Source organism: Corallococcus aberystwythensis, from assembly GCF_003612165.1.
GTDB classification, from domain to species: Bacteria; Myxococcota; Myxococcia; order Myxococcales; family Myxococcaceae; genus Corallococcus; species Corallococcus aberystwythensis.
The window spans coordinates 1-14,746 of sequence record NZ_RAWK01000066.1 but is presented as its reverse complement, the minus strand read 5'-3'; the positions used below and the strand labels follow the sequence as shown (position 1 = coordinate 14,746).

The window sequence follows — 14,746 nt, the reverse complement described above, 5'->3', positions numbered from 1 at the left end:
GCCGTGCTGGCCCCCGACGCACTGGTTCTCGATGGTCGTTTCCGGGTCCTCGGGCCCCTGGGCTCCGGGGGCATGGGTGAGGTGTACCTGGGCGAACAGGTCTCCCTGGGCCGCAAGGTCGCCATCAAGGTCCTCCACCACGACCTGCACGCGCAGGCCGGCATGGCCGAGCGCTTCAAGCGCGAAGCCCGCCTGCTGTCCGCAGTGGAGCACCCGGCGGTGGTGCGCATCGTGGACTTCGGCGAGTCCGGCGACGCCGCGTGCCTGGTGATGGAGTTCGTGGAGGGGCAGAGCCTCCACGACGCGCTCCAGGGAGGGCCGCTCCTCGCGCCGCGGGCGCTGGCCCTGCTCCAGCAATTGGCCGAAGGGCTGGCGGCCATCCACGACAAGGGCATCATCCACCGCGACCTGAAGCCGGAGAACGTCCTCATCTCCCCGTCGGTGCGCGGCGAGCAGGCGCGGCTGTTGGACTTCGGCATCGCGCGGCTGGTGGAGCCGGACGCGAACAGCGCGCTCAGCCAGGTGGGCGTGGTGCTGGGGACGCCGGAGTACCTGTCCCCGGAGCAGGCCGTGGGCGCGAAGGTGGACACGCGCAGCGACCTGTACTCCTTCGGGGTGCTGGCCTACCGCGTGCTGTCCGGGCGGCTGCCTTTCGACGGGCCCTCGCCGCGCCACTTCCTGTCCCAGCACGCCTCGCACGCGCCGCTGCCCCTGGACCGCGCGGCCCCGCAGCTGTCGCGCTACGTGGGGCTGCTGTCGCTGGTGATGCGGCTGTTGGACAAGGACCCGGCGAAGCGTCCGCAGACGGCGAAGGAGCTGGCGGACGCGCTGGGCCTGGCGCACGCGGCGCTGATGGCGTTCACCCCCAGCCAGGGCACGCCCATCGTCCACGCGAACATGACGCCTTCCAGCGGCACGCCAGCCAGCCCTGGTTCGGGCACGGCGGCGTTCGGCGTGAATCCCGCGCCTCCGGGTCCAGGCTCCGGTACGGCGGCGTTCGGCGTGGCACCGGCCGCGCCCCTGATGACGGCGCCCCCGGTGCAGGCTGCGCCGCGCACGGGCACGGCGGCGTTCGGCACGGGCCGGTTGACGGGCGGGGTTCCCGCGGTGACGGGCGGCGCGTCGGCGGCGAAGGCGCAGAACGTGACGGTGATGCTCACCGACATCCAGGGCTTCACCGACCGGATGAGCCGGCAGACGCACGAGGAGAACGCGCGGATGCTGGACACGCACGACCGGCTGCTGATGCCGCTGGTGCGCGAGCACGACGGAAAGCTGGTGCAAAAGCGCGGCGACGCACTGGTCGCGGTCTTCCGGGCCCCCAGCGCCTCCATCCGCTGCGGCATGGCGATGCAGCAGGCGCTGTGGAGCCACAACCAGACGGTGCCTCCCGAGCACCAGCTCCATGTCCGCGTGTGCCTGCACGCGGGCGAGGTGCTGTTGACGAACGACGCGGTGCTCGGCGAGCCGATGGAGGTCGTGAAGGCGGTGGAGCACGTGGCCGCCGCGGACGAGGTGACCTTCACCGAGGCCGTGAACATGGCGCGCAACCGCGCCGAGGCCGCCGCCGAGCCCTGCGGCAGCATTCCCCTGCCCGGCCGCGACGAGAAGGTGCAGCTGTACCGGGTCACCCGTTCGGCGGAGGGCTCGCCGTTCGCCGCGGCGCTGGGCATCCCGGAGCCCGGGACGAAGCTGTCACCGCTGGAGGTCCTGCGCACGAGGGCGCGCGCGGGCGCCTCCTTCCTGCGTCAGCGTCCGCGCGTGCTGGCCGGCGCCGCGGGAGCGCTGGTGCTGCTGGGGGCGGGCGTCGCCTGGACGGTGCACGCGAATGATCCGCTGGTGCAGGCGCGCGGGCTGATGAACGACGACAAGCCCAGGGAAGCGCTCCAGCGGCTGGATGCGCCGGACGCGCCGAACGACGCGGAAGCGACGCGGCTGCGCGCGGTGGTGAAGCACGCGCTGAACCGGCACAACGAAGAGCACGGCCTCATCCTGGGCCTCGACGAGGATGGTCGGAAGGCCCCCGAGCCGCGACTCATGGACGGTCTGGCCGAGGACTTCGGGAACAACGAGAAGGACCTCTCCGCGCGCCGGGCCCTGGAGTTGCTGCCCGCTGCGACGGTGCGTTCCCATTTCGAGTCGCTGGCCCGGGAAGCGCCCTCGGTGAAGCAGTGGGGCGCGCTGCGCTACCTGGACGCGAATGGCGAGGCGGACCTGGACCGCGTGGGGCTCTACTCCGCGGCGTTGGAGTCCAGCGACTGCAACGTGCGCACGAAGGCGGCCTTGCGGCTGGTGAGCCTGGGCGACCCCGCCGCCCTGCCCGCCCTCACGCGCGCGGCGGAGCTGACCTCCCGCGAGAAGCCACCTGGCGGCGGCAAGGCCTGCAGCGCGCAGGTGTTCACCCGGGCCGTGGAAGAGCTGAAGAGAAAGTCCGCGCCCTGAGCCCCTGGCCATCCCCGCCGGACACCTCCTCCCGGCCGCGAGGATCCCAACTGGTCCGACTGTCGGACCAGTTCGTCCGGTGCGCCGCCGCCGGGCGGCGTGGTCTCAAGGACGCGCGTGTGTCACGGAAGCCGCATGCAGGCATGGGACTCCAGGCCGGAGCGCGGTGGATCCGTTGTGCACACGGATTGCATCGTGCGCACCGCCCATGCATTCACGCCCCATGACCGTCCTCCGCGCCTCCGCCCTCCTACTCCTCTTCACGGCCTGCGCCTCCACACCCTCCGCACCCTCCACGCCTCCGCAGCTTCAGGAGCAGTTCGTGCTGGCGAAGGGCGTGCGTGTGCGGCGCCTCGCCCCTGGCGTGTGGATGCACATCACGGAAGCGGGCGGGGACTGGGCGGGTGTCACCGCGAACGGGCTCCTTGTGGAGGACGGTGACGCGTCCATCCTCGTCGACACCGGCTGGACGCCGGAGCACTCCAAGGCGCTGCTCACCTGGGCCAGGGACACGCTCCACCACCCGGTGCGCGCCGCGCTGGTGACGCACTTCCACGTCGACCGGACCGGCGGCATCCCCACGCTCGACGCCGAGGGCATCCCCGTCCACGGCCGTGAAGACACGGCGCTCCGTGCTGGCAAGCAGGGCAACCCCGTGCCCCAGCAGCGGCTGGGCGACGCGCAGGACTTCGGACCGCTGTCGGTGTTCTTCCCCGGCGCAGGCCACTCACCCGACAACATCGTCGTCATGCACCGGGCGTCAGGCGTCCTCTACGGCGGCTGCTTCATCAAGGACGCCAGCGCGAAGGGCCTGGGCAATCTGGAGGACGCGGACGTCAGCGCCTGGCCCGGAAGCATCCAGCGTGAGCGCGAGCACTTCCCCAACCCACGCATCATCGTCCCCGGCCACGAGCAGCCCGGCGGAACGAAGCTGCTGGACCACACCGAGGCCCTGCTGAAGAAGGCCTCGCACTGAAGACCGCGGCGGACTCAGTCGTCCCGGTGCGCGTGGCCTTTCTTCTTGCCACGCCCCGGGCCGTCCCAGTCGTCGTCCCTGTCGTGGCCGTGGCCGTGGCCGCCCTTGTCCTTCACCTTGTCGTTCACCTTGATGAGGTTGCGAGAGTACGCGTCGTAGTCCAGGTGCAGGTGCCCCTTCTCGCCCCGGCCATCCACGCGGAACTTCACCTTCCACACGTCGTTGCCGGTGAGGTGTGCCTCCTGCAAGTCGCAGCGGTAGCCGCGTGCACGGCACTGGTCGAACCCGCGCCGCACGGCCTCGTCGTAGCCCATCGCCACCGGACGTGACGGAGGCGGACGCGGGGGCGGACGCGAAGGATGCGACGGGCGCGTCTCCGCCACGATGCAGCCGGACGACAGCAACAGGCATCCCAGGAGCAGGGGAAGTCTCATGCGCGGGATGACGCCACACCCGCGCAAGGATTCAAACGCGCTCGCGGTGCGAGCAGGTCCTCGGGACTGCCGTGAGACTACAAACCTCCAGGCGAGGCGAACGCGACGAACAGCTCGCCCGCGAGGTACGCGCGCATCCCCTTGCTCGCCGGTCGGATGAAATCGTTGAGCAGCGCACCGGAGTTCAGCCGGTGCACCGTGGGCAACGCCAGGTTCATGTGGCTGCGCGCCACGCCCTTGCCGCCCCGGTGGATGAACGTCACGGTGCCGTCCGGCGCCACCGCCTCCACGACCGCGATGTGCGTCATGCCGTCGTTGCGCTTGCCGTCGCGGTTGCGGTCGTACGTCTCCTTGAAGAACGCCAGGTCGCCGGGGCGCGGGTTCAGCCGGTGCACCGCGCCCGCCGCCTGCGCGCGACGGAAGATGCCCGTCACCGCGTTCTCGCCCGCGAGGAAGCCGTGCGCCACCAGGTCGATGCCGGCCTGCAGGTACGCCAGCCGCACCAGCCCCGAGCAGTCATTGGGCACCGAGCGGTCCAACCGCCGCGCCCCCACCAGCTGCGCCGCGCGCGCCACGATGCCGCGCGCCAGCTTCGACGGCGGCGGCAGCAGCTCATCCCAGAAGCCGCCCGGCCCCTGCGTGGGCCCGGTGAAGAGCGCCGCGGCCTCCAGCGCCGCCGCGATGACGCCCGCCTCCTCCGGCACCGGGTGCGGATCCGCCTCCAGCAGCGCCGCCAGTGCCTCGCTGCCCTCGGGCGTCACGAAGGCCAACGGCGGAGGCGCTTCAGCCTTCACACCGAGTGCGCCCGCCGCGCCCACCGCCGCGACCCTTGGCGTTTCAACGACAGAGGGCCGTGTGACGGCCGAGCCCGGGAACTCCACCGCCATGCGAGGCGCGACGTCCGGGACATGCGCACAACCCACCAGGCAGCCCAGCGACATCAGGGTGACGAGCGACGAACGACGCAGCAGCAACAAGTCCTCCGGGGGTGAACGCGGACGCATTCAACCCCGGAATCGTTGAACGTCAAACAGCGATCACCCCTCCCAGGTCGCGAGCAGGTCTCGCACCCGCCCGTACTTCTGGAGCAGGGTGGCGCGGTGGGCGCTGAGTGTCACCATGAATGCCACCACCAGCAGGCCCAGGAGTGACAGGAACAGGGCGCCCACGCGATGGTCGCGCATACCGAAGCGCACCAGGTTGGCGGCCACCGCCGTCACCAGGAACGCCGAGCCCAGGTACACGTAGGAGCGGATGCGCAGCGCGATGCCCGCGCCCACGCCCACGAGGCAGAGGAAGACGCACAGGAGCATCGCCTCGCCGTCGTTGAAGAGCAGCGGCTTCCACGCGCCCGCCACGTAGATGCCCGTTACCGCCAGGGCGCGCAGCTGCGCGTAGGCGTCCGGCGACAGCCCCGTGCGGAAGACGCGCAGGAGCAGCAGCAGGGAGAGGCCCGCGGGGATGGCGTAGTACTGCGGCTCGCCGGAGCCGGTGCCCAGCCACACGAGGTACAGCGCCGTGTTGAAGGCCGCGACGGACATCAGCGACGCGGCCCCCCTCTGCTTCGTGAACGCCCCGAGCGCCGCGAAGTGCGCCGCGTAGCCCACGAGCAGCGCCACCGCCACGAACGGCTGACTCCAAGGCACCGTCAACAGGCCCGCCAGCGGGAAGAGCCACGCGCCCGCCGCGGCAGGACGGCGGAACGCCTGGAGGCCCGAGCCCTCGCGCCGGGCGAAGAGGTACAGGCCGATGAAGACCGCGCCGCCCACGATGGACACCAGGCTGTCCGCGGCGTCGGGGCGCGCGTTCAGACCGATGAAGCGCACGCAGAAGTAGCCCAGCGCCAACGCCATCTGCGCGAGCCACGCGGCGGCTTCGTCCTCCTCGCGCGCCGCGTGGCGCACCAGGGCGAACAGCAGGAACACGAGCCCACCGCACGCCACCCACGCCTCGCGCGCCGCGCCGCCCGGTAGGCGCACCGCCAGCACCGCGAACAGCACTTCCACCAACGCGATGAGGGAGAACGCCCGCCCCATGCGCCCGCGCGCCGTCTTGCCCGCCACGGACAGCACCAGCGTGGCCAGCAGCGCGGTCGCCGCGCCGAGATACGGGAGGATGAACTCCGCGCCCCGGCCGGTGGAGTGCGTCGCGCCGTAATGCAGGATGAAGGCGTGCACGGCGAAGAGGGACGCCAGCCACCCCACCCACTCGCGGTCCCGGCGGCGCAGCACCACCACCCACGCCGTGGCCCACGCGAAGAACACGCACAGCGGCATGCCCGGGTGCTTCAGCGAGCGCAGGCCCATCAGGGACAGCAGCGCCAGCAGCGCGCCGCCATGGTGCAGCGCCGCGCCCACCGCCACGCCACGCTTGTCCAATGCGAAGCCCACGAGCGACAGCACCAGTCCCGTGCCCGCCACCACCGCGGGCGCCCACAGGGGCGGCACGGCGGCGACCAGCACCAGGCCCAAGAGCGCCGTGGCGGCGTTCATCATCAGGCGCTCGCGCGTCACCATCAGCGTCAGCGACGCGGCGCACGCGACCAGCGCCACGGACAGGGGCAGCTCCCCCGGGCCCGCGTCCACCAGCCGCAGCCCCACGAGCAGCGCCACGGTGCCGGCGCCACCGGCCCACAGCGGCTCGCTCCAGGTGCCTTCGATTCCGGGCGTCAAGCGCGCGGTGACGTTCGTCAGCGTGCGCTGCACGGCGCCGGACTGGCACAGCGCGGACAGCCCCGCGGAGGCCAGGCCCACGAGCGCGACGAGCAGGGCGCCCTCCGGACGCCACATGCCCACCCAGAAGGCGTCCGTCTGGCCCAGGGGCGCGAGCGCGAACGCCGCCACCGCCGCAGTGAGCAGCCAGCGCTGCGACAAGAGGAACGCGGACAGGAGCACCACCGCGCCCAGCACCGTCAGCGCGCCAGGAGTCGGCGACACCAGCGTGGACATCACCGCCAGGGTCAGGGCCGAGCCCGTAGCGGACGCGCGCAGTGCCGCGTCGCGAGGGCCCCGGAAGAAGGAGGCCAGGGACTGGGGCGCGCGGTGCTCCGCCAGCGCCAGGGCCAGCAGCAGGCCGGTGGCCCAGGGCCGCGCATCCGGAATGAACAGCAGCAGCAGGGACGCGGCGATGACGCGGACAGAAGGCAGCGGGCCCGTCATGGGCACCAGCGCGATGGCGCAGAAGAGGGCCGTGCGCTGGCTCAGCGCATGCTCCGGCACCAGCAGCACCAGCCCGCCCAGACACGCGAGCGCCACCTGCATCCACTTCGACAACTCATGGCGCGGGCCTTCTTCACCCGAGCGCAGGAGCAGTGAGGCCACGGCCGGCACGTGCTCCACGACGCGCACCACGAGCAGCGGGAAGAGCGGCAGCAGCCCGGTCCACAGGGGCAGGTCCCAGGCAGACAGCGTCAGCACGCCGTAGGGCACCATCAGCGCCGCGACGAAGGGCTGGCGCAGCGAGCGCGTCCACAGGAGCGGCAGCAGCGCCGGACCGAGGAGCGCGAACGGGATGACGCCGCGGAGCTCCGACAGCGCGTGCCCGTGCCACAACACCGAGGCATCCGCCATCACCGCCATCGCGCCCAGCGTGGACACGATGCGGAAGGACGCGCCGCCCGTGGCGATGCGCCGCACGGCGGGCACGTCGTCCAGGAGGGCCAGGACACTGAGGAACGCCGCGAGCCCCAGCAGGGCCAGCGGGCCGGCCGTGTGCAGCGCGACGGTGGCCTCGACGGTGGCCAGCAGCAGGCCCACCGTCACGGGCAGCGCGCGGGCGGTGAGGAGCGCCGCCAGCGCAGCGCCCAGCAGGAATGCGGACTGCTCGCCGGAGCGGGCCAGGGCCACCGGCACCAACGGCAGGATGAGCGCGAGGATGCCCGCGGTGGTGGTGCTCGCGCTCTTCCCCTTGCGAGCGGCGACGAGCGAGCCCAGGAGCGAGCCGATGACGAGCAGCCCCAGCGACAGCGCCGGTGACAGCCCCCACGCGATGTAGGCGTGCGGCACGTCCGGCAGCAGCGCGAAGCCCACGAGCACGACCGCGAACGGCCGCACGCCGGGGAAGGTGCGGGAGGTCACCGCCACGGTCGCGGCGGCGGCGAGGAGCACGGGGCCCATGAAGGCCTGGCCGGCCAGGCCCCACAGCACCGCGAGCCCCGCGTACAGGAGGGCCGGCACGCCCAGCCGCTTGAGCAGGCCCCCGCGCTCGCCCAGGAGCGCCAGCACCAGCGATCCACCCACCATCGCCGCGAGCAGCGCCTGCGTGGAGTGGACCGAGGCGAGCTTCGGCAGGATGGCGCCCGCGAGGAACGCGCCGTAGGCGAGGTAGCGCTCGTCGCGCAGCCGGAGCGCGGCCACCAGCACACCCGCGGCCCCCAGCGTCAGGCCCACGACGGGCGCGGCGACGGATTGGGTGATGAGCGCGATGGCGAATCCGCACGTCGCGATGACGCCAGCCACGGCGGAGACGAAGCGCCGCGTGCGCTCGTCGGCAAGGCGCCACGTGAGGCCCGCGAGGCCCAGGGCCAGGACGCCGGCCACGACGCTCGCGGGGCCCGCGCCATAGAGCGGGATGGCGGAGAAGGGCAGCAAGCCGAAGAGCACCGAGCCCACGGCGGTGAGCGGGAAGCGCTTGAACAGCAGGCCCGCGCCCAGGGACATCACGGCCAGCGCGAGCGTGGCGAAGAAGGCCGCGCGCCAGTCGGTGCCCAGGTGTCCGTAGAGGGCGAACGCAGGCGCGGCCCAGGTGGTGGCGCGCAGCAGCACGTCCACGAGCCCCAGGGAGCGCGCGTCACCGGTGCGCTCGCCACGCTTCTGGGCGCGGAACGCGAGCACCAGGCCCGCGAGCACGAACGGGATGGCCGTCAGCGCGCCGTACTGGAAGGGCAGCATCGCCGCGGGCGGGTAGCCCAGGCGCGTCTTGATGGCATTGAGCAGCACCGTGATGGCGTGCGGGACCAACTGCACGCTGGACGCATAGGTGAAGTAGGCGCCCACGTAGGCCGGGTAGAGCCACGGGAGGCGGTTCACGGGGCCACGCGACAGCGACACGAGCGTGCCGGTGAAGATGGCGGCGGTGAGGAAGAGGGAGGGGTTGGTGCCGGTGATGGCGCCCGCGAGGCAGGCGACCTGGAGCGCGATGGTGCCGACCGCGAGCGGATCCGCCGCGCGGTTCTCTTCGAGCGTACGGAAGCGCAGGCAGGTGGCGAGCAGGAACGCGACGAAGGGCGCGTAGGTCCCTGGAGGGATGGCGGTGCCCGCGGCGCCCAGGGCCAGGTGCAACCGGATGGCGAACAGCGCGGTGAGGTACAGGGGCGCGGTGAGCGCGAAGGCGAGCGCATCCCCCTTGCGCGGGGTGGCGGCGGCCTTGCTCGACAGCAGGAAGAAGAGGATGCACGGCAGGGCGTTGAGCCACACCGCCGGGGTGCCCATGCGCGCGGCCAGGGGCGCCAGACCCATGATGAGCGTGGCGCCGACGAGGCCCAGCTGGATGAACGGGCGGGAGGGCGCGTCGAAGGACTCGGCGGGCTTGCGGGCGAGCCACGCGGCGGCGCCAGCCCAGACGAAGAGGAGCGGCACGAGCAGCGCGGGGTGCACGCCGTCCAGCTGGAGCGACTCACCGAAGCCCATGGGCCCCAGCGCGACGCCGCCGAGCGGGGCCACGGCGGATCCGATGAGACCGAGGATGTGACCCGGCTTGCGCAGTGACTCGCGGCGGGCGAGGAAGCCGCCCCACACGGAGAAGCCGACGGAGTAGCCCACGGTCATGAGGAAGACGGTGAGCGAGCGGGTGACGGACGTCATCCCGGCCCAGGACTCGAAGACGAAGTAGAGCGTGCCGGAGAGGATGAGGAACGCGCCGATGAACCACGCGATGCTCTCGTAGAGGAACGGCCGCCACACGCGGCTCCACGTCGAGGCCTCCTCGACGATGCGCGCGGTGCGGCTGTTCGGAGCAGGCGGCTCCATGTACGGCTCGCCCGGATTCGGGGGCAGCTGACGTGCCGCGCGCGGTTCGTTCACGGCCCGCGCGCGGGACTCGGAGGAAGCACGGGCCGCGTTCGAAGCGTGAGCGACGCGGGGGAGCCCAGGAGTCGGAGGCGCGATGCCAAGGGCCGCGGCGAGATCGAGCGTGGTGAAGCGGACCGCGGAGGGCCCCGTCGCGCCAGGGGTCGCGGAGGCGTCGGTGGCGTGAGTGCTCGAAGCGGCGGAGACAGCGTCGCTGGCGACAGAGGCGTGGGCGCTCGGAGCGGCGACAGCGTCGGCGACAGCGGCGTCAGAAGCAGCAACGTGAGCAGCGGACTCGTTCGCGCCAGAGGCATCGATGACAGCAACGTGAGCAGCGGAAGCGGACGCATCGGTGACGATGTCCGCGGCCACCTGCGCGACCGGCGCCTCAGCGGGAACCGCGTTGACGGGAGGAACCGCAACGGGACCGAGGGCGACAGCGCCCTCCCCCATCGTCTGGGGAACCACGACCTCGTTGCGAGGCTCCATGGGCGCGGGCGTCAGCGCCTCGATGGGCGTCTCGGTGAGGACGGACAGGAGGATGCGGGCCTGCCGCTCGTAGCGCTCGGTGATGCGGCGGCCGACGTGGGGCGGCATGTCGTGGACGTCCCAGCGTCGCACCTCTCCCAGGAGGAAGTGGACGTGCGCGAGCTCGGCCTCGATGTCGGACCGGGCTCTGGCGGCGAGACGATTGCCACAGACGACGCACTGGGACGCGCTTCCCAGGCGTTCTTGTCGGCAGGCAGGACAGTACATGGTGCTTCCCCCTCTACAACGACCGTGCCACGCAGAATGCCCTGGAAGGGCTGGAGATGGATACCCACCGGGGTGCGTCGGGCGCGTGGCGGTTGTGCAGGGCGCTGCACACGTGCACACCCGGCGCCGCTGGCCGGCGGGCTGGAGTCATGGGACCGTGGTGGTCATGAGCACGGAACTGACGTTGAGGCCCATCGAGGCCCGGGACGACACGGCGATGGCCGCGGTCATCCGCGCGGTGATGCCAGAGTTCGGAGCGGACGGCCCGGGCTTCGCGATCCACGACCCGGAGGTGGACGCGATGAGCGCTGCCTACAGCCGTCCCCGGCACGTGTATTTCGTCGTGGAGCATGGGGGCCAGGTGGTGGGAGGCGCGGGCATCGCGCCGCTGGACGGAGGCGCGCCGGACGTCTGCGAGCTGCGCAAGATGTACTTCCTGCCCACGGCGAGAGGCCACGGCATGGGCGAGCGCTTGTTGAGACACTGTCTGGAGTTCGCGCGAAGCGCCGGCTTCCAGCAGTGCTACCTCGAAACGCTGGGAGGCATGGAGCAGGCGCAGAAGCTCTACCGCAAGGTCGGCTTCGAAGCGCTCTGCGCCCCCATGGGCCGCACCGGCCACTTCGGCTGCGACCGCTGGTACGCGCTGAACCTGACCCAGGGGACGTGAGCGCTACGGCATGACCGCGCGTCGCCCAAGGACCTTGCCCTCGGGCGACACGGCGTACAGCTCGAACCAGTCGAACTCCAGCTGGCTGCCCACGGGCCATCCACATCGGTCGAGCCGTCGATCGATCCGGACGAAGTAGACGCCTCCCTCCAGGCCCACCACCACATCCAGCGAACGGGCAGACGACTCACAAGCCCCCGCATCCTTCTTGGGAAAACCAGAGAGGACGCGCTGGAGCGCGGCGTTGGCGGCCAGGACAGCGGGCCCGTCCAGTGTCACGAGCGGGCGCAAATCCGTGGGCCACTGGATGCCTGCATCTCCTCCATCCAGCGTTGCAGGAACTCCCGCATCGGGACGAGAGGGCGTGCTTCCGCCATCCGCCACGAGCGACACCAGCAGCAGGACGTGATGAGGCTTCAGCAAGTGGCACCTCGCCAGCGGAGACGATGAATCCGCATCATCGTGGGTAGCACTTCGGCGGAGAAAGGGTCGAACCGATATTGCTGGGCGGTGCGGGCTCGCAGCGGGCTTCGAACTGCCAGCGTCGCTCTGGTTCGCTCCATCGAAAGACCTCCCCCTCGAAGTTCCATTTCAAGAATCGAGGTGTATCTGCATGTCCTGTCGCCAGCCAGGCCCAGGCCGCAATGGGCCGCCCACGGGAATCTCGAGCAGGCTTCCCACCAGGAGCGACCGCGTACTCGATCATCGTCCAGCGTGCCTCGCCGAGCCTGACGGCCGGGAACACCCGCAGGTCCGCACTGCTCATGTCCGTTCCACAAGGATGATTGTGGGCAAAGCCGAAGATGGGCAGGTCGCTTCCAAAGTCCTGGTCCACGACACCGCCCATTGGGGGCTGACAGCCTCTTCGTTCCCCCATCTGTTTCCGCACGGGCCAGGAGACGCGCCAGTCCTTCGGCGTCCGGTACACAGCAAGGCAATACTCCGTGGCATCGGGTCGCGGGCGTCCTGTGTTCCCATCACACGCATCCGCAGCCCCAGGAAGAGCCATCAAGGTCTTGAGCGCGGGTAGCACCAGGTCATCGGGAACAGCGCCCAGGTCCGCATAGACCACAGGAACATCGGGATGCGTCCAGGGCCCCGGCGCGACAATCAGCTTCGAGTTGTTCTCCAACTGAGGCAGTTCACTGCTCAGGAAATAGAGCCTGGGGCTCGCACAGGCGAACACCAGCACCAGAAAGCTCCAGAGGATGAGTCGGAGTTCTTGCCGCATCACTCCACCAGCCTGACCGCCCGCCCACCGGCCCGGCAAGTACGCCCGGCAGGTCACGTCCTCCAGACCCAACTTCACAGGTCAGGAGGCCCGCATGGCGGTCAAGAAGCAGAACCCAGCCACGGACAAGCTTCCGTTCGACATCGAGGAGGTCCTCCGCCGCGTGCGCCATGAAGTCCGCTCCTTCGCGGACGCGGCCATGTTCGAGCTCGCGGCCAAGGGCCATGGCTCCCTCTTCGAACAGCTCATCGCGTGCATCCTCTCCATCCGCACGCTCGATGAGGTCAGCCTCCCCGCCTCACTCCGCCTCTTGAGCCGCGCGCACACGCCCGAAGACCTCGCGCGCCTCACGCCGGAAGAGATCGACGCGCTCATCCGCCCCGTCACCTTCCACGAAGGCAAGGCCCACCAGGTCCACGCCATCGCCGTGCGCACGCGTGACGAATTCAACGGCCAGCTGCCCGCGGACGCGGACGTGCTCCAGTCCTTCAAGGGCGTGGGCCCCAAGTGCGCGCACCTGGCGCTCGGCATCGCCTGCGGCCATGAGGTCATCAGCGTGGACATCCACGTCCACCGCGTCACCAACCGCTGGGGCTACGTGAAGGCCTCCACTCCGGAGCGCACCCTCGCCGCGCTCGAAGCCGTGCTCCCTCGCCCCTACTGGGTGGAGCTCAACCGGCTCCTCGTCCCCTTTGGCAAACACGTGTGCACCGGCTCGCGGCCGAAGTGCTCCACCTGCCCCGTGCTCGCGTACTGCCGGCAGGAGGGCGTCACCTCCCACCGCTGAAGACCGCCGCTACCGGTCGTGCCCCGCCCACTGCGTGGCCCGCCGCGCGAACCTCCGCCACGGGTTCGTCCGGCCTCCGTTCTCCAGCGAGATCTCCTTCGAGTGCCGCACGTCCTTCTCCCAGCACTGCTCCAGCTTCGCGGCGACCTCCCGGTCCTCGAATACCAGTGACCCTTCGCTCAACTTGTTGAGCGACAGCGAATCCAGGTTCGTGGAGCCCACGACGCACAGCCAGTCGTCCACCAGCATCGTCTTCGCGTGCATCATCGCCGGCTGGTACTCCCAGATGCGCACCCCCGCCGCCAGCAGCCGCTCGTACGTGGACCGCTGCGACGCTCGCACCACCGGCACGTCGTGCATCGGCCCCGGACCCAGCACCCGCACGTCCACGCCCTGACGGACCTTCACCTCCAACTGCTCCAGGATGTCGTTGGGCGGCGTGAAGTAGGCGTTGGCAATCCACAGCCGCTTCGTCGCCGCGGCCACCACCAGGCGCACCATCCGCTCCGCCTCGGTGATGCCCAGACGGCCGGCGCTGTCGATGAACGCCGCGCACCCGCCTCCGTCCGCCTTGAGCTCCGGGAAGCACTCGCGCGGCAGGAAGTCCCCACCTGATTCAATCCAGTGCTTGGCGAACGTCACCTGGATGCGCCGCACCTCCGGCCCCTCCACCCGGATGTGCGTGTCGCGCCAGTTGTCCTCCTTCAGCCCGTCCCCCTCCCACACCTTCCAGATGCCGAAGCCGCCCGTGTACGCGACGCGCCCGTCCACCACGACGATCTTCTGGTGAGACCGGCTCAACAAACGACCCAACACCTTGCCCGCGAGCAGCCGGTAGTAGTGCACCTCCACACCCGCGTCCGTCAGGCGCTTTTCAATCTGCTGATCAAAGTCCTTGTCCCCGGTCGTCTCCTCACTGCCCACGGGGTCCACCACCACGCGGCACTGCACGCCCGCGCGCGAGCGTTCAATCAATGCCTCCACGAACCGGTCCGACAGCTCGCACGGCCGCCAGATGTAGACCAGCATGTGCACGCTGTGCTTCGCCGCGCGGATGTCCTCCAGCATCCGGTCGAAGACCTCGCTGTTCTCCAGCAGGTGCATCCGGTGCCCTGGTGACAGCCCCACGCCCGTGGCCTGGTAGAGCGCGAACGAGAAGCCCTCGGGTCCGGGGGGCAGTTCGAACGGACCCTGCATCTCGTGCTTGCGCGTCTCACCGCCGCTGTCGAACCCATGCGCCCCCGGCTGGGGCAGCAACTCGTCCGTAAGCTCGCTCATGGTCCCGGAAACGTAGGGACGCCCGCTCGCCCCCGGGAGTCACCGCCTGTCCCCTGCTCCGCCCGGTGAACAGGACCCCATTCCGTCGTTGCCGGAGCCTTTCAGCGTGGCGACACTGCCGTCTTCCGGTTCCCTCGCCTGGAGAGACTGCATGCTCGACGCCCCATCCC

At 70.8% G+C, this 14,746-nt stretch carries 10 protein-coding genes; 4 read left to right on the top strand and 6 right to left on the bottom strand.

Annotated elements, in window-relative coordinates; translation table 11 throughout:
* Positions 1 to 3 precede the first annotated feature (3 nt).
* Positions 4 to 2,442, top strand: coding sequence for a protein kinase domain-containing protein (locus D7W81_RS13255; RefSeq protein WP_244227194.1), 2,439 nt, complete (start codon positions 4 to 6; stop codon positions 2,440 to 2,442).
* Between the two features lie 223 nt (positions 2,443 to 2,665).
* Positions 2,666 to 3,418, top strand: coding sequence for a COR family subclass B1 metallo-beta-lactamase (blaCOR, locus tag D7W81_RS13250; RefSeq protein WP_244227193.1), 753 nt, complete (start codon positions 2,666 to 2,668; stop codon positions 3,416 to 3,418).
* A gap of 14 nt (positions 3,419 to 3,432) precedes the next feature.
* On the opposite strand, the gene D7W81_RS13245 is transcribed toward blaCOR, so the two are convergent.
* The 3 genes from D7W81_RS13245 to D7W81_RS13235 form a co-directional block, all read right to left on the bottom strand.
* Entirely contained in the window at positions 3,433 to 3,852 is a 420-nt protein-coding gene (locus D7W81_RS13245; RefSeq protein WP_244227192.1) for a hypothetical protein, read from the bottom strand.
* A gap of 77 nt (positions 3,853 to 3,929) precedes the next feature.
* Complete coding sequence (locus D7W81_RS13240; protein WP_244227191.1) at positions 3,930 to 4,856, bottom strand: CHAP domain-containing protein; 927 nt, start codon at positions 4,854 to 4,856, stop codon at positions 3,930 to 3,932.
* 33 nt (positions 4,857 to 4,889) lie between these two features.
* Positions 4,890 to 10,454: a hypothetical protein gene (locus D7W81_RS13235; protein WP_147445465.1), complete on the bottom strand. Its 5,565-nt coding sequence runs from the start codon at positions 10,452 to 10,454 to the stop codon at positions 4,890 to 4,892.
* 325 nt (positions 10,455 to 10,779) lie between these two features.
* On the opposite strand from D7W81_RS13235, the gene D7W81_RS13230 reads away from it, so the two are divergent.
* Positions 10,780 to 11,280, top strand: coding sequence for a GNAT family N-acetyltransferase (locus D7W81_RS13230; RefSeq protein ID WP_120555739.1), 501 nt, complete (start codon positions 10,780 to 10,782; stop codon positions 11,278 to 11,280).
* Between the two features lie 3 nt (positions 11,281 to 11,283).
* Here the strand turns inward: D7W81_RS13230 and D7W81_RS43415 are convergent, their stop codons facing one another.
* Together D7W81_RS43415 and D7W81_RS13220 are read right to left on the bottom strand one after the other, a co-directional pair.
* The gene (locus tag D7W81_RS43415; protein WP_244227190.1) at positions 11,284 to 11,703 is read right to left on the bottom strand and encodes a hypothetical protein; all 420 of its coding nucleotides are present in this window, start codon (positions 11,701 to 11,703) and stop codon (positions 11,284 to 11,286) included.
* Between the two features lie 34 nt (positions 11,704 to 11,737).
* Entirely contained in the window at positions 11,738 to 12,511 is a 774-nt protein-coding gene (locus tag D7W81_RS13220) for a hypothetical protein (protein ID WP_120555721.1), read from the bottom strand.
* A 94-nt stretch (positions 12,512 to 12,605) separates the two neighbouring features.
* Here D7W81_RS13220 and D7W81_RS13215 point away from each other — a divergent pair, with 94 nt between their 5' ends.
* On the top strand, positions 12,606 to 13,298 hold the full coding sequence (locus D7W81_RS13215; RefSeq protein WP_120555720.1) for an endonuclease III domain-containing protein: 693 nt from the start codon (positions 12,606 to 12,608) through the stop codon (positions 13,296 to 13,298).
* Between the two features lie 9 nt (positions 13,299 to 13,307).
* On the opposite strand, the gene D7W81_RS13210 is transcribed toward D7W81_RS13215, so the two are convergent.
* Complete coding sequence (locus D7W81_RS13210) at positions 13,308 to 14,576, bottom strand: phospholipase D-like domain-containing protein (RefSeq protein ID WP_120555719.1); 1,269 nt, start codon at positions 14,574 to 14,576, stop codon at positions 13,308 to 13,310.
* Positions 14,577 to 14,746 lie beyond the last annotated feature (170 nt).

Excerpts from the sequence above, each read along its gene's own strand:
- D7W81_RS13215 (WP_120555720.1), top strand. The coding sequence starts at position 12,606 with ATGGCGGTCAAGAAGCAGAACCCAGCCACGGACAAGCTTCCGTTCGAC.
- D7W81_RS13240 (WP_244227191.1), bottom strand. The coding sequence starts at position 4,856 with ATGCGTCCGCGTTCACCCCCGGAGGACTTGTTGCTGCTGCGTCGTTCG.
- D7W81_RS13220 (WP_120555721.1), bottom strand. The coding sequence starts at position 12,511 with ATGCGGCAAGAACTCCGACTCATCCTCTGGAGCTTTCTGGTGCTGGTG.
- D7W81_RS13235 (WP_147445465.1), bottom strand. The coding sequence starts at position 10,454 with ATGCCGCCCCACGTCGGCCGCCGCATCACCGAGCGCTACGAGCGGCAG.
- D7W81_RS13245 (WP_244227192.1), bottom strand. The coding sequence starts at position 3,852 with ATGAGACTTCCCCTGCTCCTGGGATGCCTGTTGCTGTCGTCCGGCTGC.
- D7W81_RS13210 (WP_120555719.1), bottom strand. The coding sequence starts at position 14,576 with ATGAGCGAGCTTACGGACGAGTTGCTGCCCCAGCCGGGGGCGCATGGG.
- blaCOR (WP_244227193.1), top strand. The coding sequence starts at position 2,666 with ATGACCGTCCTCCGCGCCTCCGCCCTCCTACTCCTCTTCACGGCCTGC.
- D7W81_RS13230 (WP_120555739.1), top strand. The coding sequence starts at position 10,780 with ATGAGCACGGAACTGACGTTGAGGCCCATCGAGGCCCGGGACGACACG.